This is a genomic window from Streptomyces sp. NPDC004788 (assembly GCF_053601115.1).
In genome coordinates, this window is record NZ_JBSGBF010000003.1 from 120,423 (window position 1) to 139,356 (window position 18,934).

Sequence of the window (18,934 nt, forward strand, 5' to 3'; positions counted from 1 at the left end):
CAGCCGCCCGACCGCCCCGATCCACAGGAGAACCCATGCCCGTACGCTCCGGCTGGCTGCTGCCCACCGGTCAGACCCGCCAGAACACCCGCGTCACCAACATCGGCGCCACCACCCCCGTCAACCCGCTGGGCGTCCGGTCCGGCATCCTGCCCGGCACGTACGACGGCAAGTACCGGGTCGGCGGCCTGTGGATGAGCGGCCTGGGCCCGATGACGGCCACCGTCTACCACGGCAAGGCCGTCATCCAGGCCGGCGCCGTCACCGACGGCGCCTACCCGGTCGCCCTCGACGAGGACATCATCATCACCTTCGCCGACGGCGACCCGCTCAACGACCGCATCGACCTCGTCGTGCTCCGCGTCTACGACCACGACGTCGACGCCCTCGGCAAGTACGACGCCGTCATCGAGATCATCAAGGGCACGCCGTCGGCCACCCCGGTCGCCCCGACCGCACCCGTCCGCTCGCTCGCCCTGTTCTCCGTCAAGGTGAAGAAGGGCGCGTCCGCCGGCAACGGCGGCATCGACTGGGCCGGCGGCGCCTCCACCGACCTGCGCGTCACCACCGTCTCGTCCGGCGGCATCATGCCCGTCTACAACAACGCCGGCATCGCCGGCGCCTACCCGGGCCAGTACCAGGACAACGACAACGCGCACTTCCTGCAGCGCTGGGACGGCACCGCCTGGGTCGCCTACCCCAAGGAGATCGGCGGCATCGCGCCCAGCGGCACCATCACCACCGGCAGCTACACCGGCCAGTACCGCGACTACAACGGCGGCCAGCTGCAGCGCTGGAACGGCAGCGCCTGGGTGACGTACCAGCCGCCGGTCGAGGTGGAGACCATCACCACCGGCGCGACCGCGCTGCCCAACTGGACCGTGGCGGCCTACAGCGCCCGCAGGACCAAGGGCGGCGTGTGCACCATGACCGTCACCCTCACCCGCAGCGGCGCCGACATCACGTCCAACGCCGCCGGCAACATCACTGACGAGCCGCTGTGCACCCTGCCCGTCGGGTGGCGGCCCATGATCGGCATGGAGGCCATAGCCTCCGACGGCTTCGCGAACGGCTCCGCCGACCTCGCGACCAACGGCGTGGTCAACCTGCGCACCTGGTCCCCCAACGCCGTCCTGACCGCCGGGCGCTACGTCCGCGTCTCCGCCACCTACGTCCTGTAAGGAGGCCCGCTCATGGCACTCGACACGCCCTACCGGGCCATCTTCACCGACCTGCTCACCGACCAGACCCTGGACATCCTGCCGCTGCGCGACGTCCAGTTCGACGACTACATCGGCAAGGCCGGCTCCCTCTCCGGCACCATCCCGATCCCCGACAAGGCCATCGCCGAGCGGGTGAAGAAGGTCCGCGAGGGCCGCACCGCGGTCTACCTGGAGCGCGGCGGGGACCTGTGGTGGGGCGGCATCGTCTGGACCACCACGCTGCAGTCCAGCGGCCGCGGCGTGCTGACCCTCGGCATCCAGGCGGCGACCTTCGACTCGTACGCGAGCCGGCGCCGCATCCGTACCGAGATCAAGTACGACACCCCCACCGACCAGCTGGAGATCGCCCGCCGGCTCTGGCAGGAGCTCGACGTCCAGAACTACCCGGGCGCCCCCTCCGGCGAGGAGCCCCGCCGGCTCGGCATCACCTTCGGCGACGAGAGCTCCGACTACAAGCGCACGGTCTCCTGGCGGCTCGGCGACGAGACCGTCTACCAGGACGCGCTCGACCAGATCTCCAAGCTGGAGAACGGCTTCGAGTACCAGATCCTCGTCTACCGCGACCCGGACCCCAACCAGAACGGTGCCCGGATCAAGCAGCTCCGGCTCGGCGCGCCCAAGATCGTCAACGGTGCGACCGACCTGATCTTCGACCGGCCCGGCGTCATCCTGTCGTACTCCTTCCCGTACGACGCGACCCGCGGCGGCACCACGGCCCTGGCCCGCGGCGCCTCCGTCAACTCCAACGCCGCCACCGAGTCCCGGCCGCTCTACTCCAACCAGCAGATCGCCACCGACCTGCTCGTCGACGGCTGGCCGCTGATCGACCTGTCCTCGGACCACAACGAGGTCACGGACCCGCTCGCGCTCGACTCCATCGCCGGCCGCGAACTCGGCGAGTCCCGGGGCGCCGTGGTGATCCCCCAGGTCAGCATCCACCTGGGCGGCGTCGTCCCGCCGCAGCTCATCGGCCGTGTCGCCCGCATCCGGATCAACGACGAGTGGTTCTCGCAGGGCCTCGACGCCCGCTACCGGATCATCGGTGTCAAGGTCACTCCCCCGGAGCGCGGCCGGCCCGACACCGCCGAGCTCTACCTTGAGGAGGCCTGATGCCCCAGCTGCCCGAGGACATCATCGACCGGCTGAACCAGATGGAACGCCGGCTCAAGACACTGTCCACCGCGGTCAACACCCGCCCCGCGGCCAACGAGTTCCGGCCCGCGACGCAGACCGCCAACATCGCCCTCACCCGGCCGCTGATCCGGGTGTTCGACGGCTACAGCCACGAGATCTTCTCGGACGACATCATGACCGGCGGCCTGGCCCGGCCCTGGCTCCAGCTGATGCCGCCGCTGGCCGTCGACCCGGCCAAGTGGCCCTCGACCACCAGCACCGCCTTCACGACCATCGCCCGCTGCTCCAACCCGATCTGGCAGCCGAAGATGCGGCTCGCCATCAGCACGGCGGCGTCGACCGGCGGCACCGGCCAGGTGCGGGTCCTCGTCGACAGCACCCCGTTCGGCCCCACCGTCACCGCCGGCACCACCTACGACTACACCGGCCTGCTGCCCGGCGACATCAAGGCCAGGTTCGGCCAGACCATGAACATCGAGATCCAGGCCCTGGCCACGGCCGGCACGGTCTACGCCCAGCCCGTCCTCATCCACGGCACGCAGACCTGAGGAGCACACCATGAACATCGACACCAGCCAGCCCTGGGGCGTCGCCGTCGACTACGCGGGCCGCGCCGTCGTCACCGAGAACGGCCACACGCTCAACGTCCACGTGTACGACAACAGCCTCGGCTACACCCTGGAGCGCGACCCGGTGACCGGGCAGTACCCGGCGGTGTACGTCACCGCCGAGGTCAGCGAGAAGGGCACGGGCGACGCCCTCCTGCGCGGCTCCGGCCTGGTCATCATCCAGGCGCAGAACGGCGTCCCCGCCGTCCCGGACCAGACCGCCGTGCAGCGGGCCGTCAGCGCCGCCCTCGCCGACTTCGAGAACCGCCGCGCCGCCTACGCCGCGCTGTGCGCCACCTGGGCCCCGGCCGACCCGCCGGCCACGCCCGCCCCGTAATCCCTCAGAGCTCACCCCGTACGTCCCGCCCCGTGCCGACAGACCGGCCGGGGTTTTCTCATGCCCGGAGGACAACATGGCAGCCCCCCTTTCCGCGGACCGGTTCGTCGCCGCGCTCCGCGCCGAAGGCGTCACCGTCGTCGAGCACGACGGCTGGCGCACCCACAACCGCAACGGTCACGGGGCCTGGGGGCCCGTGGTCGGCGTGATGATCCACCACAGCGTGTCCAGCGGCACCGAGCACACCGTCGGCATGTGCTACGACGGCTACGAGGGCCTCCCCGGCCCGCTGTGCCACGGCGTCATCGCCAAGGACGGCACCGTCCACCTGATCGCCAACGGCCGCGCCAACCACGCGGGCGGCGGCGACCCGTCCGTCCTCCAGGCGGTGGTCAGCGAGACGTACGGGGACCGGCCGCCGGTCCCGCACGAGCACCAGGGCAGCTCCGGCGCCGTCGACGGCAACTCGCGCTTCTACGGCTTCGAGTGCATCAACCTCGGCAACGGCTCCGACCCCTGGCCGGCCGTCCAGCTGGAGGCCATCGAGCGGGTCTCGGCCGCGCTCTGCCGGGCCCACGGCTGGGGCGCCAAGTCCGTCATCGGCCACTCCGAGTGGTCCGACTGGAAGAACGACCCGCGCGGCTTCGGCATGCCCGTCATGCGCGGCCGGGTGCAGCAGCGGCTCGGCAAGGCCCCCGCGGCCAAGCCCACCGCCCCCGCCCAGCCGGCCACCCCGCGCTACCAGCCGTTCCCCGGCACCGCCTTCTTCAAGACCACCCCGAGCTCCCCCATCGTCACCGCGATGGGCCGCCGGCTGGTCGCCGAGGGCTGCGGCCGCTACCAGGTCGGCCCGAGCCCGCGCTGGTCCGAGACCGACCGCCAGTCGTACGCGGCCTGGCAGCGCAAGCTCGGCTTCTCCGGCTCCGACGCCGACGGCTGGCCGGGCGCCGCCTCCTGGAACGCGCTGAAGGTCCCGTTCGTGCAGTAGCTCCCGTACGGGGAGCAGCCCCGACCAGCAAGACCCCCCACGCAAGGAGAACCACCATGTCCGAAGCCGCCAAGCGGACGGCCCGCACCGTGCTGCAGGCCGCCGTCGGCATCGCCGTCGTCCTGCCCGAGATCGTCGACGCCTCCGGGCTCCCCGCCACCCTGCCCTGGGTCGCCGGCGGGCTCGCCGTCGCCGGCGCCCTCACCCGGGTGATGGCCCTGTCCGCCGTCCAGCGCCTGCTCCCCGGCTGGCTGCGCACCACGCCGCAGACGCTCCCGGTGACGCTTCCGGAGGCGGCCGCCGATGACCGAGTCTGACCCGAACGACCCCGTCGCCGTGGCCCTCGAACTGGAGCGGCTGCGCGGCACGCTGGAGGCCGGCTTCGCCCGGGTCGACGGCTCGCTCGCGCTCCTCGTACAGCGCAGCGACCAGACCGACAAGCAGCTCGCCGACCACGAGGCCCGGCTCGACGCCCTCGAACGGGCCCGCTGGCCGCTGGCCAGCATCGGCGCGCTGGCCGCGGTGGCCACGGTCGCCGTCACGGTCTGGGAGCTGACCGCGCGCTGAGCCCGCTTCCGGAACGAACGCCGAAGGGCGGCACCCCGTGCGGGGTGCCGCCCTTCTTGGCGTTTCTCTCGCTACTTACTGGTTGTACGGACCGTAGTCGTAGTCCTCCAGCGGAACGGCCTGGCCGGAGCCGGTGCCGAACGGCGAGTAGTCGATGTCGTCGTAGCCGACGGCCGAGTACATCGCGGCCTTGGCCTCCTCGGTCGGCTCGACCCGGATGTTGCGGTAGCGGGACAGACCCGTACCGGCCGGGATGAGCTTACCGATGATGACGTTCTCCTTGAGGCCGATGAGGCTGTCGGACTTGGCGTTGATCGCCGCATCCGTCAGGACTCGGGTCGTCTCCTGGAAGGAGGCGGCCGACAGCCAGGACTCCGTCGCCAGCGAGGCCTTGGTGATACCCATCAGCTGCGGACGGCCGGAGGCCGGGTGGCCGCCTTCCTGGACCACACGACGGTTCTCGGTCTCGAACTTCGAGCGCTCGACGAGCTCGCCCGGCAGCAGCTCCGCGTCGCCGGACTCGATGATCGTCACGCGGCGCAGCATCTGCCGGATGATGATCTCGATGTGCTTGTCGTGGATCGACACGCCCTGCGAGTTGTAGACCTTCTGGACCTCGCCGACCAGGTGGACCTGGACGGCACGCTGACCCAGGATGCGCAGCACGTCGTGCGGGTTGGTGGCACCCACGGTGAGCTTCTGGCCCACCTCGACGTGGTCGCCCTCGCCCACGAGCAGACGGGCACGCTTCGAGATCGGGTACGCCGTCTCGTCGGTGCCGTCGTCCGGGGTGACGACGATCTTCTTGGTCTTCTCGGTCTCCTCGATGCGGACGCGACCGGCCGCCTCGGAGATCGGGGCGACACCCTTGGGCTGACGGGCCTCGAAGAGCTCGACGACACGCGGCAGACCCTGGGTGATGTCGTCACCGGCCACACCACCGGTGTGGAAGGTACGCATCGTCAGCTGGGTACCGGGCTCACCGATGGACTGGGCGGCGATGATGCCGACCGCCTCACCGATGTCGACCAGCTTGCCGGTGGCGAGCGAGCGGCCGTAGCAGAACGCACAGGTACCGACGGCGGACTCACAGGTCAGGACCGAACGGGTCTTGACCTCCTCGACGCCCGCGTTGACCAGGGCGTCGATGAGCACGTCACCCAGGTCGACGTTGGCCGGCGCGATGACCTTGCCGTCGACGACGACGTCCTCGGCGAGCATCCGCGCGTACACGGAGGTCTCGACGTCGTCCGTCTTCCGCAGGACACCGGTCTCGTCCTTGGCCGCGATCCGCAGCTTCAGACCGCGCTCGGTGCCACAGTCCTCCTCGCGGATGATGACGTCCTGCGAGACGTCCACCAGACGACGGGTCAGGTAACCCGAGTCGGCGGTACGCAGGGCGGTGTCGGCGAGACCCTTACGGGCACCGTGCGTCGAGATGAAGTACTCGAGGACGGACAGACCCTCGCGGAAGGACGCCTTGATCGGACGCGGGATGGTCTCGTTCTTGGCGTTCGACACCAGACCACGCATACCGGCGATCTGCCGCATCTGCATCATGTTTCCTCGGGCACCCGAGTCAACCATCATGAAGATGGGGTTCGTCTTGGGGAAGTTCGCGTTCATCGCCTCGGCGACCTCGTTGGTCGCCTTGGTCCAGATCGCGATGAGCTCCTGAGTGCGCTCTTCCTTGGTGATCAGACCGCGCTCGTACTGCTTCTGGACCTTCTCGTCCTGCGCCTCGTAGCCGCGGACGATCTCCTTCTTCGCCTCGGGAACGACGACGTCGGAGATGGCCACGGTGACACCGGAACGGGTCGCCCAGTAGAAGCCCGCCGCCTTCAGGTTGTCGAGCGTCGCCGCCACGATGACCTTGGGGTAGCGCTCGGCGAGGTCGTTGACGATCTCGGAGAGCTGCTTCTTGCCGACGGAGTAGTCGACGAACGGGTAGTCCTCGGGCAGCAGCTCGTTGAAGAGCGCGCGGCCCAGGGTCGTGCGCAGGCGGAACGAGTCACCCTGCTGCCACTCCGGCTCGCCCTCCTCGGCGACCGGGGGAACCCAGCCGCGCGGCGGAACGGTGCCGATCGGGAAGCGGATGTCGATCTGCGACTGCAGCGCGAGCTCGCCGGCGTCGAACGCCATGATCGCCTCGGCCGTGGAGCCGAACGCGCGGCCCTCGCCCTTGGTGTCACGGAGCTCACCGTCGGTGGTGAGGAAGAACAGACCGAGGACCATGTCCTGGGTCGGCATCGTCACCGGACGGCCGTCGGCCGGCTTGAGGATGTTGTTCGAGGACAGCATCAGGATGCGGGCCTCGGCCTGCGCCTCCGCGGAGAGCGGCAGGTGGACGGCCATCTGGTCACCGTCGAAGTCCGCGTTGAACGCGGTGCAGACGAGCGGGTGGATCTGGATGGCCTTGCCCTCGACGAGCTGCGGCTCGAACGCCTGGATACCAAGGCGGTGCAGCGTGGGGGCACGGTTCAGCAGGACCGGGTGCTCGGCGATGACCTCTTCGAGGACGTCGTACACGACCGTGCGGCCGCGCTCGACCATGCGCTTCGCCGACTTGATGTTCTGCGCGTGGTTCAGGTCGACCAGGCGCTTCATCACGAACGGCTTGAAGAGCTCCAGCGCCATGGCCTTCGGCAGACCGCACTGGTGCAGCTTGAGCTGCGGGCCGACGACGATGACGGAACGCGCGGAGTAGTCCACACGCTTGCCGAGCAGGTTCTGACGGAATCGACCCTGCTTACCCTTCAGCATGTCGCTGAGGGACTTCAGCGGACGGTTGCCGGGGCCCGTGACCGGGCGACCACGACGGCCGTTGTCGAAGAGGGCGTCGACCGCCTCCTGGAGCATCCGCTTCTCGTTGTTCACGATGATCTCGGGGGCACCGAGGTCGAGCAGACGCTTCAGACGGTTGTTGCGGTTGATCACACGGCGGTACAGGTCGTTCAGGTCGGAGGTCGCGAAGCGGCCACCGTCGAGCTGCACCATCGGACGCAGGTCCGGCGGGATGACCGGCACGCAGTCGAGAACCATGCCCTTGGGGCTGTTCGCGGTCTGCAGGAACGCGGAGACGACCTTGAGGCGCTTGAGCGCACGGGTCTTCTTCTGGCCCTTGCCGGTACGGATGATCTCGCGGAGCTTCTCGGCCTCCTCCTCGAGGTCGAAGGACTCCAGGCGCTTCTGCAGCGCCGCGGCACCCATCGAGCCGTCGAAGTACGTGCCGAAGCGGTCACGCAGCTCGCGGTAGAGGAGCTCGTCGCCCTCCAGGTCCTGGACCTTGAGGTTCTTGAAGCGCGCCCAGACCTCGTCGAGACGGTCGATCTCGCGCTGCGCGCGGTCGCGCAGCTGCTTCATCTCGCGCTCGGCGCCCTCGCGCACCTTCCGGCGCACGTCGGCCTTGGCGCCCTCGGCCTCCAGCTCGGCGAGGTCGTTCTCGAGCTTCTTGGCGCGGGCCTCCAGGTCGGAGTCGCGACGGTTCTCGATCTGCTGACGCTCGACGGAGACGTGCGCCTCCAGCGAGGGCAGGTCACGCGTACGACGCTCGTCGTCGACGTACGTGATCATGTACGCCGCGAAGTAGATGACCTTCTCCAGGTCCTTCGGGGCGAGGTCGAGCAGGTAGCCGAGGCGCGACGGGACGCCCTTGAAGTACCAGATGTGCGTGACCGGAGCGGCCAGCTCGATGTGGCCCATCCGCTCACGGCGCACCTTGGCGCGGGTGACCTCGACGCCACACCGCTCACAGATGATGCCCTTGAAGCGGACACGCTTGTACTTGCCGCAGTAGCACTCCCAGTCCCGGGTCGGACCGAAGATCTTCTCGCAGAAGAGTCCGTCCTTTTCGGGCTTCAGGGTGCGGTAGTTGATGGTCTCCGGCTTCTTGACCTCGCCGTGGCTCCACTGACGGATGTCGTCAGCGGTGGCCAGACCGATCCGGAGCTCGTCGAAGAAGTTGACGTCGAGCACTATGCGTCAATCCCTCTCAGGGTTGTAAGGCTGTGGGTCTGATACGGGGGTCCTGGGGCCGGCGGGGGGCTCATCGCTGAGCCCCCGCACCGGACTCCCGTCAGACCTCTTCGACGCTGCTCGGCTCGCGCCGGGACAGGTCGATGCCGAGCTCCTCCGCTGCGCGGAAGACGTCCTCGTCGGTGTCGCGCATCTCGATGGACATGCCGTCCGAGGACAGCACCTCCACGTTGAGGCACAGGGACTGCATCTCCTTGATGAGCACCTTGAAGGACTCGGGGATGCCGGGCTCAGGGATGTTCTCGCCCTTGACGATGGCCTCGTAGACCTTCACGCGGCCGGTCACGTCGTCGGACTTGATCGTCAGCAGCTCCTGGAGGGCGTACGCGGCGCCGTAAGCCTCCAGCGCCCACACCTCCATCTCACCGAAGCGCTGGCCACCGAACTGGGCCTTACCACCCAGCGGCTGCTGGGTGATCATCGAGTACGGGCCGGTCGAGCGGGCGTGCAGCTTGTCGTCGACCAGGTGGTGGAGCTTGAGGATGTACATGTACCCGACCGAGATCGGGTCCGGGAACGGCTCGCCGGAGCGGCCGTCGAACAGGCGCGCCTTGCCGGACGGGAGCACCATGCGCTCGCCGTCGCGGTTCGGGATGGTGTGCTGGAGCAGACCCGCGAGCTCGTCCTCACGCGCACCGTCGAAGACCGGGGTGGCGACGTTGGTGCCGGGGGCGACCTGGTCGGCACCGATGGCCTGGAGGCGCTGCGCCCACTCGTCGGCGAGGCCGGAGACGTCCCAGCCGCGGCTGGCGAGCCAGCCGAGGTGGATCTCCAGGACCTGTCCCGGGTTCATTCGGGACGGGACACCGAGCGGGTTGAGGATGATGTCGACCGGGGTTCCGTCCTCGAGGAACGGCATGTCCTCGATGGGCAGGATCTTGGAGATGACACCCTTGTTGCCGTGACGGCCGGCGAGCTTGTCACCGTCGGTGATCTTGCGCTTCTGGGCGACGTAGACGCGGACCAGCTGGTTCACGCCCGGGGGAAGCTCGTCGCCCTCCTCGCGGTCGAAGACGCGGACGCCGATGACCTTGCCGGTCTCGCCGTGCGGGACCTTCAGCGAGGTGTCACGGACCTCACGGGCCTTCTCACCGAAGATGGCGCGGAGCAGGCGCTCCTCCGGGGTCAGCTCGGTCTCACCCTTCGGGGTGACCTTGCCGACCAGGATGTCGCCGGCGACGACCTCGGCACCGATGCGGATGATGCCGCGCTCGTCGAGGTCGGCCAGGACCTCCTCGGAGACGTTCGGGATGTCCCGGGTGATCTCCTCGGGGCCGAGCTTGGTGTCACGGGCGTCGACCTCGTGCTCCTCGATGTGGATCGAGGAGAGGACGTCGTCCTGCACGAGGCGCTGCGACAGGATGATCGCGTCCTCGTAGTTGTGACCCTCCCACGGCATGAACGCCACGAGCAGGTTCTTGCCGAGCGCCATCTCACCGTTCTCAGTGGCGGGGCCGTCGGCGAGGACCTGGCCCTCGATCACGTGGTCGCCCTCGGAGACGACGACCTTCTGGTTGACCGAGGTGCCCTGGTTCGAGCGGGAGAACTTGGCCAGGCGGTACGTGATGTACGTGCCGTCGTCGTTGGCCACGGTGATGTAGTCGGCGGAGAGCTCCTGGACCACACCGGCCTTCTCGGCCTTGAGCACGTCGCCGGCGTCGGTGGCGCAGCGGTACTCCATGCCGGTGCCGACGAGCGGGGCCTCCGACTTAATCAGCGGAACGGCCTGACGCATCATGTTCGCGCCCATGAGGGCACGGTTGGCGTCGTCGTGCTCGAGGAACGGGATCATGGCGGTCGCGACCGACACCATCTGGCGCGGCGAGACGTCCATGTAGTCGACGTCGGTCGGCGGGACGTAGTCGACCTCGCCACCACGACGGCGGACCAGAACGCGGGGCTCCGTGAACTGGAGGTCGTCGTTCAGGGTCGCGTTCGCCTGGGCGATGACGAAGCGGTCCTCCTCGTCGGCCGTGACGTAGTCGACCTCGTCGGTGACCTGGCCGTCGATGACCTTGCGGTACGGCGTCTCGATGAAGCCGAACGGGTTGACCCGGCCGTACGAGGCGAGCGAACCGATCAGACCGATGTTCGGGCCTTCGGGGGTCTCGATCGGGCACATGCGTCCGTAGTGGGACGGGTGCACGTCTCGGACCTCGAAGCCGGCCCGCTCACGGGACAGACCACCCGGGCCAAGAGCCGACAGACGGCGCTTGTGGGTGAGACCCGACAGCGGGTTGTTCTGGTCCATGAACTGCGACAGCTGGCTGGTGCCGAAGAACTCCTTGATGGAGGCGACGACCGGCCGGATGTTGATCAGGGTCTGCGGCGTGATCGCCTCGACGTCCTGGGTGGTCATGCGCTCGCGCACGACGCGCTCCATACGGGCGAGACCCGTACGGACCTGGTTCTGGATGAGCTCGCCCACGTTGCGCAGGCGGCGGTTGCCGAAGTGGTCGATGTCGTCGGTCTCGACGACGATCGTCTGACCGGAGGCGGCGACGGCCTCGGTCTCACCGGCGTGCAGCTGCACCAGGTACTTGATGGTCGCGATGATGTCGTCCGTGGTGAGGACACCCGCGTCCAGCGGCTCGTCGGCGCCGAGCTTCTTGTTGACCTTGTAGCGGCCGACCTTCGCGAGGTCGTAGCGCTTCGGGTTGAAGTACAGGTTCTCCAGCAGCGTCTGGGCGGCCTCGCGCGTCGGCGGCTCGCCCGGACGGAGCTTGCGGTAGATGTCGAGCAGCGCGTCGTCCTGGCCCTGGGTGTGGTCCTTCTCCAGGGTGGCGCGCATGGACTCGTACTCGCCGAACTCCTGCAGGATCTGCTCGGTGGTCCAGCCGAGAGCCTTGAGGAGGACGGTCACGGACTGCTTGCGCTTGCGGTCGATGCGGACGCCGACCATGTCGCGCTTGTCGATCTCCATCTCCAGCCAGGCACCCCGGGACGGGATGATCTTGGCGGAGAAGATGTCCTTGTCGGACGTCTTGTCGATGGAGGAGTCGAAGTACACGCCCGGGGAGCGGACGAGCTGCGACACGACGACACGCTCGGTGCCGTTGATGACGAACGTGCCCTTGTTCGTCATGAGCGGGAAGTCGCCCATGAAGACCGTCTGGGACTTGATCTCGCCGGTCTCGTTGTTCGTGAACTCGGCCGTGACGAAGAGCGGGGCACCGTAGGTGAAGTCACGGTCCTTGCACTCGTCGATCGAGTTCTTCGGCGGCTCGAAGCGGTGGTCGCGGAAGGTCAGCGACATCGACCCGGAGAAGTCCTCGATCGGGGAGATCTCCTCGAAGATCTCCTCCAGACCGGACTTCGTGGGGACGTCGTAGCCCGACTCAAGGGCGGCCTCGACGCGAGCCTTCCACGCGGCGTTGCCGAGCAGCCAGTCGAAGCTCTCGGTCTGAAGCGCGAGGAGGTTCGGAACCTCGAGGGGCTCCTTGATCTTTGCAAAGGAGATGCGCAGCGGGGCGGTGCTGGCACCGTTGTTCGTATTGGTCGAGGCGTTGCGCGAGGCGGCCAAGAGGGGGTCCTTCCGAGGGCTCGGACTCACTGCGCGCGTACCGGTCCCTGGCGGAGCTCCTTGGAAGACGATTACCCGATTGGCCAAAAGGCCAGGTCAGAGTGGGTCGACCAGCGAAGCGGTTGCGAGGGTATGCCCCTGGTGACGGGCAGGGGGCAGCTAACAGGCAGCGCAAAGGGTCAGTGTAGCCACTTGGCCCACTGATGTCCAGGGCGAGTTCTTCGCGACCCTCGTTGCTCTCAACTCCGCGGTACCTCGCGCCGTGCGGCGCACATCGATACTGCCCGTTCGGTCGTCGATCCATGCCTCGGATTCGGATCGTTGTGACGACGCGTCCTGAGAATTGCGCGGTCCGTGCTGTTCGTCAAGGCCCCCGCCGCCGGAGCGGCGCCGAGCGGCGCACGGCGAAGATCACCATACTCCGCTTCCGGAGCCCGGCACGACCACCGCCACGCGGGTCCCGGGAACGCCGAAAGGCGACCATCCAGATGGATGATCGCCTTTCACGCTGTGAGCGTTACACGCTCACGGAGTCGCTACGACTCGCAGAGGTCTTACTTGACCTCGACGGAGGCGCCGGCGCCCTCGAGGGCCTCCTTGGCCTTGTCAGCGGCGTCCTTGGCAACCTTCTCGAGGACCGGCTTCGGGGTGCCGTCGACGAGGTCCTTGGCCTCCTTCAGGCCCAGGGAGGTCAGCTCGCGCACGACCTTGATGACCTGGATCTTCTTGTCACCGGCGCCGGTGAGGATGACGTCGAACTCGTCCTTCTCCTCGACGGCGGCGGCGTCGCCACCGGCGACACCACCCGCGACGACGACCGGGGCGGCCGCGGCGGCGGTGACGTCGAACTTCTCCTCGAAGGCCTTGACGAACTCGGAGAGCTCGATGAGGGTCATGCCTTCGAACTGCTCGAGGAGCTCGTCCTGGGTGAGCTTCGCCATGATGGGCGATCCTTCCACTAATTCGGCTGGTGCCGGATGTTCTGGGTGAGGCGGGCGTACGTCGGGCCCGCTGCGACCCTCGCCACCACTAGGCGGCGGCAAGGATCAGAAAGCGAGCCGAATTACTCGGCACCGCCCTGCTCGGCCTGCTTGGCGCGAAGGGCGTCCACGGTGCGGACGAGCTTCGACGGCAGCGCCTGGAAGAGCGAGGCAGCCTGAGACTGCTTGCCCTTGAAGGCACCGGCCAGCTTGCTGAGCAGAACCTCGCGGGACTCGAGGTCCGCAAGCTTCTTGATGTCGTCGGCGGAGAGAGCCTTACCGTCAAGGACACCGGCCTTGATGATGAGGTTCGGGTTCTCCTTGGCGAAGTCACGCAGAGCCTTGGCCGACTCCACCGGGTCACCGGTGATGAAGGCGGCACCCGTCGGACCAGCGAACTGGTCGTCGAGCGAGGTGATCCCAGCCTGGTTGGCCGCAATCTTGGTCAGCGTGTTCTTCACCACGGCGTACTGGGCGTTCTCACCGAGCGAACGACGCAGCGTCTTGAGCTGCGCCACGGTGAGACCCCGGTACTCGGTCAGCACGACGGCGTTGGAGCTCTGGAACGCGTCCTTGAGCTCGGCCACCGATGCAGCCTTGTTGGGCGTCGGCATAGTGCGTCAGCCTCCTTCCGGGTGATGAGGACCGCTCAGAAGGGGCCGAACAAACGAAAACGCCCCGGGCGCAGGCGCACGGGGCTCAGCTCTACCGAACCGGAATGAACCGGACCGGGAACTCATCCACTGTCACCTGCGCGGGTCGTTCGCGTCTCTCAGCGAATCCTTCGGCCACCACACCCTTGCGGGCGCAGCGACGACCAGCGGTCTTTGGCTTCTCCGGAAGAGTACGTGACGGGGACGGCCGGGGGCAAATCGGCCCCCGGCGGCGCCTTGCCACCCTTGCCGAGCATGCCGCCGTTCGTGGTGACGTCCCTGCCGGCCGGGTCCCGGCCCTGCACGGCGGACGTCGTGGTGCGCCAGGGCGCCGACGGCACCCCCGACGAAAAACCGCCCCCCGGGCCTCCGAAGAGGCCCGAGGGGCGGTTTCAGGACGCTGGAGCCGGCTCGTTCACGAGCGGGGCTCCCGAGCCGTCAGGCTCAGACCGCGGCCGGGTCCTCCTCGACGAGGAGGTTGCGGGTGCGGTTCGGGTCGACCGGAATGCCGGGGCCCATCGTGGTGGCGATGGCGGCCTTCTTGATGTAGCGACCCTTGGCGGCGGACGGCTTCAGACGGAGGATCTCCTCCAGGGCCGCGCCGTAGTTCTCCACCAGCTTGGTGTCGTCGAAGGACACCTTGCCGATGATGAAGTGCAGGTTCGAGTGCTTGTCGACGCGGAACTCGATCTTGCCGCCCTTGATGTCGTTGACAGCCTTGGCGACATCCGGGGTGACGGTGCCGGTCTTCGGGTTCGGCATGAGACCACGCGGACCGAGCACGCGGCCGAGGCGGCCGACCTTGCCCATGAGGTCCGGGGTGGCGACGACGGCGTCGAACTCGTTCAGGCGCTGGCCCTTGGAGATCTCGTCGATGAGCTCGTCGGAACCGACGATGTCGGCGCCCGCGGCGATCGCGGCCTCGGCACGGTCACCGGTCGCGAAGACCAGGACCCGGGCGGTCTTACCGGTGCCGTGCGGAAGGTTCACGGTGCCACGGACCATCTGGTCGGCCTTGCGCGGGTCGACACCCAGACGGAAGGCCACCTCGACGGTGCCGTCGAACTTGGTGGTGGAGGTCTCCTTGGCCAGACGCACGGCCTCGAGCGGGGCGTACAGCTTCTCCCGGTCGATCTTGGCGTCGGCAGTCCGGAGGGACTTGCTGCGCTTCACTTCTGCTCCTGTGGGTTCAGGTTGGAGTCGTGGTGCGGGCCAGCGCCGGCCCTACCACTGGGGACTGCAAGGGGGCTGATCAGCCCTCGACCGTGATGCCCATGGAACGGGCGGTGCCGGCGATGATCTTGGACGCGGCGTCCAGGTCGTTGGCGTTGAGGTCGGGCATCTTGGTGGTGGCGATCTCGCGGACCTGCGCCTCGGTGATCTTGGCGACCTTGGTCTTGTGCGGCTCGCCGGAGCCCTTCTCCACGCCCGCGGCCTTGAGGATCATCTTCGCGGCCGGCGGGGTCTTGGTGATGAAGGTGAAGGAACGGTCCTCGTAGACCGTGATCTCCACCGGGATGACCCAACCGCGCTGCGACTCGGTCGCGGCGTTGTAGGCCTTGCAGAACTCCATGATGTTGACGCCGTGCTGACCCAGCGCGGGGCCGACCGGCGGGGCCGGGTTGGCCGCACCGGCGTTGATCTGGAGCTTGATAAGCCCCGTGACCTTCTTCTTCTTGGGAGGCATAGCTCTCTCCGGGTCCTAGTGAGAGTTTTCAGCCGATCCATCCGGTCATCCGGATGGAGGCATACCGCACCACGATAACGGGTATAGCAGTGCGGCTAAAAACCGAGCAGGTCAGAGCGGCTGTCACAGCCCCTCTGACCTGTCCGGAAACCTGGTGTGTCAGTTCTTCTGGATCTGGTCGAAGCTGAGCTCGACCGGGGTCTCGCGACCGAAGATCTCGACGAGGCCCTTGACCTTCTTCGAGTCGGCGTTGATCTCGTTGATCGTGGCCTGGAGGGTCGCGAAGGGACCGTCGGTGACGGTCACCGAGTCGCCGACCTCGAAGTCCAGGACCTGGACCTCGACCTTGCGGGCGGGAGCCGGACGGCCCTCGGCCTCGGCGGCCTCGCGGGCGGCCTTCTCCTCGGCCTCCGGGGCGAGCATCTTGACGATCTCGTCCAGGGTCAGCGGGTACGGGTCGTAGGCGTTGCCCACGAAGCCGGTGACGCCGGGCGTGTTGCGGACGACACCCCAGGACTCGTTCGTCAGGTCCATGCGGACGAGCACGTAACCGGGCAGCTTGTTCTGCCGGACGTTCTTGCGCTCGCCGTTCTTGATCTGGACGATCTCTTCCTCGGGGACCTCGGCCTGGTAGATGAAGTCCTCGACGTTCAGCGAGACGGCACGCTGCTCCAGGTTGGCCTTCACGCGCTTCTCGTAGCCCGCGTAGGTGTGGATCACGTACCACTCGCCGGGCAGACCGCGCAGCTCGTCACGGAGCGCGGCGACGGGGTCGACCGGGGCGGCGGGCTCGGCGGCCTCTTCCGCTTCCTCGGCCTCCTCGGCCTCTTCCTCGGCGGCCTCGAGGTCGGCGACCTCGGTGTCCTCGTCCTCGCTGGACTCCTCGGACTCCTCGAGCTCGGCGTCCTCGTCGGACTCGATCTCCAGGGCGGCTTCCTCGGCGGCCTCGCCGGCCTCGGCGTCCGCAGCTTCGGCCTGGTCCTCGTCGGCCGCCTCGACGATGTCCAGCTCGTCCTCGACGGACTCGGACTCGAAGGCGTCGTTCAGGTTCGCGTCAGACACGGTGGCTGCTTCTTCCTGCGATACAGATGGGGTGGAACAAAAAGTCAGCCGAAGACGTACTTGACTGCTTCCTGAATGCCATAGTCAACCACGGTCACGAGACCGATCATGATGACAACGAAGACAATCACCACGGTGGTGTACGTCGTGAGCTGGTTGCGCGTAGGCCAGACGACCTTGCGGAGCTCGGCGACGACCTGGCGGTAGAAAGTCGCGAGACGGCCCAGAGGGCCCTTCTTCCCGCGCTTGCCGCCCTTCCGGGCCTTCTTCTTCGACTCGGGAGCAGCGTCCTCGGCATCAGGCATGTCGATGGAGCCTACGGCGTCCGTCACGAACTCTCACCTGATTCCGGGTCGTGGCCGTGCCGCGCCCGGAATGGAGCCGCACGGCGGTGCATTGAAGTACGTACATGCGCACACAACCTGGCGGTGTGTGTAGCAGGGCCGGAGGGACTTGAACCCCCAACCGCCGGTTTTGGAGACCGGTGCTCTACCAATTGAGCTACGACCCTTTGTGGCTTCCCCAACCTACCGCATCGTGAGATGTGGTCGGTGCGGGCCAACGAGCAGTGAGTGTACGTGGTCATGGGGCCTTACGTCGAACAGGTAACGCGCCGACCTGCCGAACGCCCCTCTCCGGACCCCACCGGAGCCCCGCCGGAACGCCACGGAAACGCCGCCGGAACCCCGCCAGAAGGCCGCTGGGACACCGTCGGGACAGCGCCTGGACACCGCGTACGACCGGGATTGAGCGTTCCTGTCCGCTCCGTGAAACCCGTGTGCCGGGCCGTGACGGGGTCTGGGACGATGGCCGCATGAGCGCTGCTACCCCTCCCACCGAGCGCCGGGTCTCCGCCCGGATCGGTGCGATCTCCGAGTCCGCCACCCTCGCCGTCGACGCCAAGGCCAAGGCCCTCAAGGCCGCCGGGCGCCCGGTCATCGGCTTCGGCGCGGGTGAGCCCGACTTCCCGACGCCGGACTACATCGTCGAGGCGGCCGTGGAGGCGTGCAAGAACCCGAAGTACCACCGCTACACGCCGGCCGGCGGTCTGCCCGAGCTGAAGGCCGCGATCGCCGCGAAGACGCTGCGCGACTCCGGCTACGAGGTCGACGCGTCCCAGGTCCTGGTGACCAACGGCGGCAAGCAGGCCATCTACGAGGCGTTCGCCGCGATCCTCGACCCGGGCGACGAGGTCATCGTCCCGGCCCCGTACTGGACCACCTACCCCGAGTCGATCCGCCTCGCCGGCGGCGTCCCGGTGGAGGTCGTGGCCGACGAGACCACCGGCTACCGGGTCTCGGTGGAGCAGCTGGAGGCCGCGCGTACGGAGAAGACCAAGGTCGTCCTCTTCGTCTCCCCGTCCAACCCGACCGGCGCCGTCTACTCGGAGGCCGAGACCGAGGCGATCGGCCGCTGGGCCGTCGAGCACGGCCTGTGGGTCCTCACGGACGAGATCTACGAGCACCTGGTCTACGGCGACGCCTCCGCTGTGTCCCTGCCGGCCGTCCTGCCGGAGCTGCGCGACAAGTGCATCGTCGTGAACGGTGTCGCCAAGACGTACGCGATGACGGGCTGGCGCGTGGGCTGGATCATCGGCCCGAAGGACGTCGTGAAGGCCGCGACCAACCTGCAGTCGCACGCCACCTCCAACGTCTCCAACGTGGCGCAGGTGGCCGCGATCGCCGCCGTCTCCGGGAACCTGGACGCGGTCAAGGAGATGGGCCGGGCCTTCGACCGGCGCCGCCAGACGATCGTGCGGATGCTCAACGAGATCGAGGGTGTCGTCTGCCCGACCCCGGAGGGCGCGTTCTACGTGTACCCCTCGGTGAAGGCGCTGCTGGGCAAGGAGATCCGCGGCAAGCGCCCGCAGAGCTCGGTCGAGCTCGCCGCGCTGATCCTGGACGAGGTCGAGGTCGCGGTCGTCCCTGGCGAGGCCTTCGGCACGCCGGGCTACCTGCGCCTTTCGTACGCGCTGGGCGACGAGGACCTGGTGGAGGGCGTGTCCCGGATCCAGAAGCTGCTCGCCGAGGCGCGCGACTGACCACTGACTGATCTCAGTCACTGGGCCCCTGGTTCTCCGGAACCGGGGGCCCGTTTTTACGTTCTAGCAACGTCCCGATCGGGGAAACGGACTGTA

General features: G+C 68.0%; 16 protein-coding genes and 1 tRNA gene. 8 read left to right on the forward strand and 9 right to left on the reverse strand.

What is annotated here, in order from left to right:
* Positions 1 to 35 precede the first annotated feature (35 nt).
* The 7 genes from ACWEJX_RS02715 (at position 36) to ACWEJX_RS02745 (ending at position 4,857) form a co-directional block, all read left to right on the forward strand.
* Positions 36 to 1,181 (forward strand): hypothetical protein, encoded by a 1,146-nt coding sequence (locus ACWEJX_RS02715; RefSeq protein WP_451605721.1) that lies wholly within the window; start codon positions 36 to 38, stop codon positions 1,179 to 1,181.
* A 12-nt stretch (positions 1,182 to 1,193) separates the two neighbouring features.
* On the forward strand, positions 1,194 to 2,333 hold the full coding sequence (locus ACWEJX_RS02720; RefSeq protein ID WP_451605722.1) for a hypothetical protein: 1,140 nt from the start codon (positions 1,194 to 1,196) through the stop codon (positions 2,331 to 2,333).
* Positions 2,333 to 2,905, forward strand: a complete 573-nt coding sequence (locus ACWEJX_RS02725; protein ID WP_451605723.1) for a hypothetical protein — start codon at positions 2,333 to 2,335, stop codon at positions 2,903 to 2,905. Before ACWEJX_RS02720 ends, ACWEJX_RS02725 begins: the two co-directional genes overlap by 1 nt.
* Before the next feature lie 10 nt (positions 2,906 to 2,915).
* Complete coding sequence (locus tag ACWEJX_RS02730; RefSeq protein WP_451605724.1) at positions 2,916 to 3,302, forward strand: ATP-binding protein; 387 nt, start codon at positions 2,916 to 2,918, stop codon at positions 3,300 to 3,302.
* Between the two features lie 76 nt (positions 3,303 to 3,378).
* A complete protein-coding gene (locus ACWEJX_RS02735) occupies positions 3,379 to 4,290 on the forward strand; it encodes a peptidoglycan-binding protein (protein ID WP_451605725.1) in 912 nt (303 codons plus the stop codon).
* Between the two features lie 56 nt (positions 4,291 to 4,346).
* Positions 4,347 to 4,607 (forward strand): hypothetical protein, encoded by a 261-nt coding sequence (locus tag ACWEJX_RS02740; protein WP_451605726.1) that lies wholly within the window; start codon positions 4,347 to 4,349, stop codon positions 4,605 to 4,607.
* Entirely contained in the window at positions 4,594 to 4,857 is a 264-nt protein-coding gene (locus ACWEJX_RS02745) for a hypothetical protein (protein ID WP_451605727.1), read from the forward strand. Before ACWEJX_RS02740 ends, ACWEJX_RS02745 begins: the two co-directional genes overlap by 14 nt.
* Before the next feature lie 75 nt (positions 4,858 to 4,932).
* Here the strand turns inward: ACWEJX_RS02745 and ACWEJX_RS02750 are convergent, their stop codons facing one another.
* From ACWEJX_RS02750 to ACWEJX_RS02790, 9 genes are all read right to left on the reverse strand, one after another.
* On the reverse strand, positions 4,933 to 8,832 hold the full coding sequence (locus ACWEJX_RS02750; RefSeq protein WP_451605728.1) for a DNA-directed RNA polymerase subunit beta': 3,900 nt from the start codon (positions 8,830 to 8,832) through the stop codon (positions 4,933 to 4,935).
* Positions 8,833 to 8,932: 100 nt separating this feature from the next.
* On the reverse strand, positions 8,933 to 12,415 hold the full coding sequence (gene rpoB / locus ACWEJX_RS02755) for a DNA-directed RNA polymerase subunit beta (protein WP_451605729.1): 3,483 nt from the start codon (positions 12,413 to 12,415) through the stop codon (positions 8,933 to 8,935).
* Between the two features lie 554 nt (positions 12,416 to 12,969).
* Positions 12,970 to 13,356, reverse strand: a complete 387-nt coding sequence (gene rplL, locus ACWEJX_RS02760) for a 50S ribosomal protein L7/L12 (RefSeq protein WP_451605730.1) — start codon at positions 13,354 to 13,356, stop codon at positions 12,970 to 12,972.
* Positions 13,357 to 13,478: 122 nt separating this feature from the next.
* Positions 13,479 to 14,009 (reverse strand): 50S ribosomal protein L10, encoded by a 531-nt coding sequence (gene rplJ / locus ACWEJX_RS02765; RefSeq protein ID WP_389204828.1) that lies wholly within the window; start codon positions 14,007 to 14,009, stop codon positions 13,479 to 13,481.
* Between the two features lie 483 nt (positions 14,010 to 14,492).
* Positions 14,493 to 15,221 carry a 50S ribosomal protein L1 gene (gene rplA, locus ACWEJX_RS02770; RefSeq protein ID WP_451605731.1) on the reverse strand — a complete coding sequence of 243 codons (729 nt, stop codon included), beginning with the start codon at positions 15,219 to 15,221 and terminating at the stop codon, positions 14,493 to 14,495.
* A gap of 79 nt (positions 15,222 to 15,300) precedes the next feature.
* Entirely contained in the window at positions 15,301 to 15,735 is a 435-nt protein-coding gene (rplK, locus tag ACWEJX_RS02775) for a 50S ribosomal protein L11 (protein WP_030494213.1), read from the reverse strand.
* A gap of 159 nt (positions 15,736 to 15,894) precedes the next feature.
* A complete protein-coding gene (gene nusG / locus ACWEJX_RS02780) occupies positions 15,895 to 16,797 on the reverse strand; it encodes a transcription termination/antitermination protein NusG (RefSeq protein ID WP_451605732.1) in 903 nt (300 codons plus the stop codon).
* A 44-nt stretch (positions 16,798 to 16,841) separates the two neighbouring features.
* Entirely contained in the window at positions 16,842 to 17,129 is a 288-nt protein-coding gene (secE, locus tag ACWEJX_RS02785) for a preprotein translocase subunit SecE (RefSeq protein ID WP_403795356.1), read from the reverse strand.
* A gap of 106 nt (positions 17,130 to 17,235) precedes the next feature.
* Positions 17,236 to 17,308, reverse strand: a tRNA-Trp gene (locus ACWEJX_RS02790).
* A 303-nt stretch (positions 17,309 to 17,611) separates the two neighbouring features.
* Between ACWEJX_RS02790 and ACWEJX_RS02795 the strand changes: the two genes are divergently transcribed.
* Positions 17,612 to 18,838: a pyridoxal phosphate-dependent aminotransferase gene (locus ACWEJX_RS02795; RefSeq protein WP_451605733.1), complete on the forward strand. Its 1,227-nt coding sequence runs from the start codon at positions 17,612 to 17,614 to the stop codon at positions 18,836 to 18,838.
* Positions 18,839 to 18,934 lie beyond the last annotated feature (96 nt).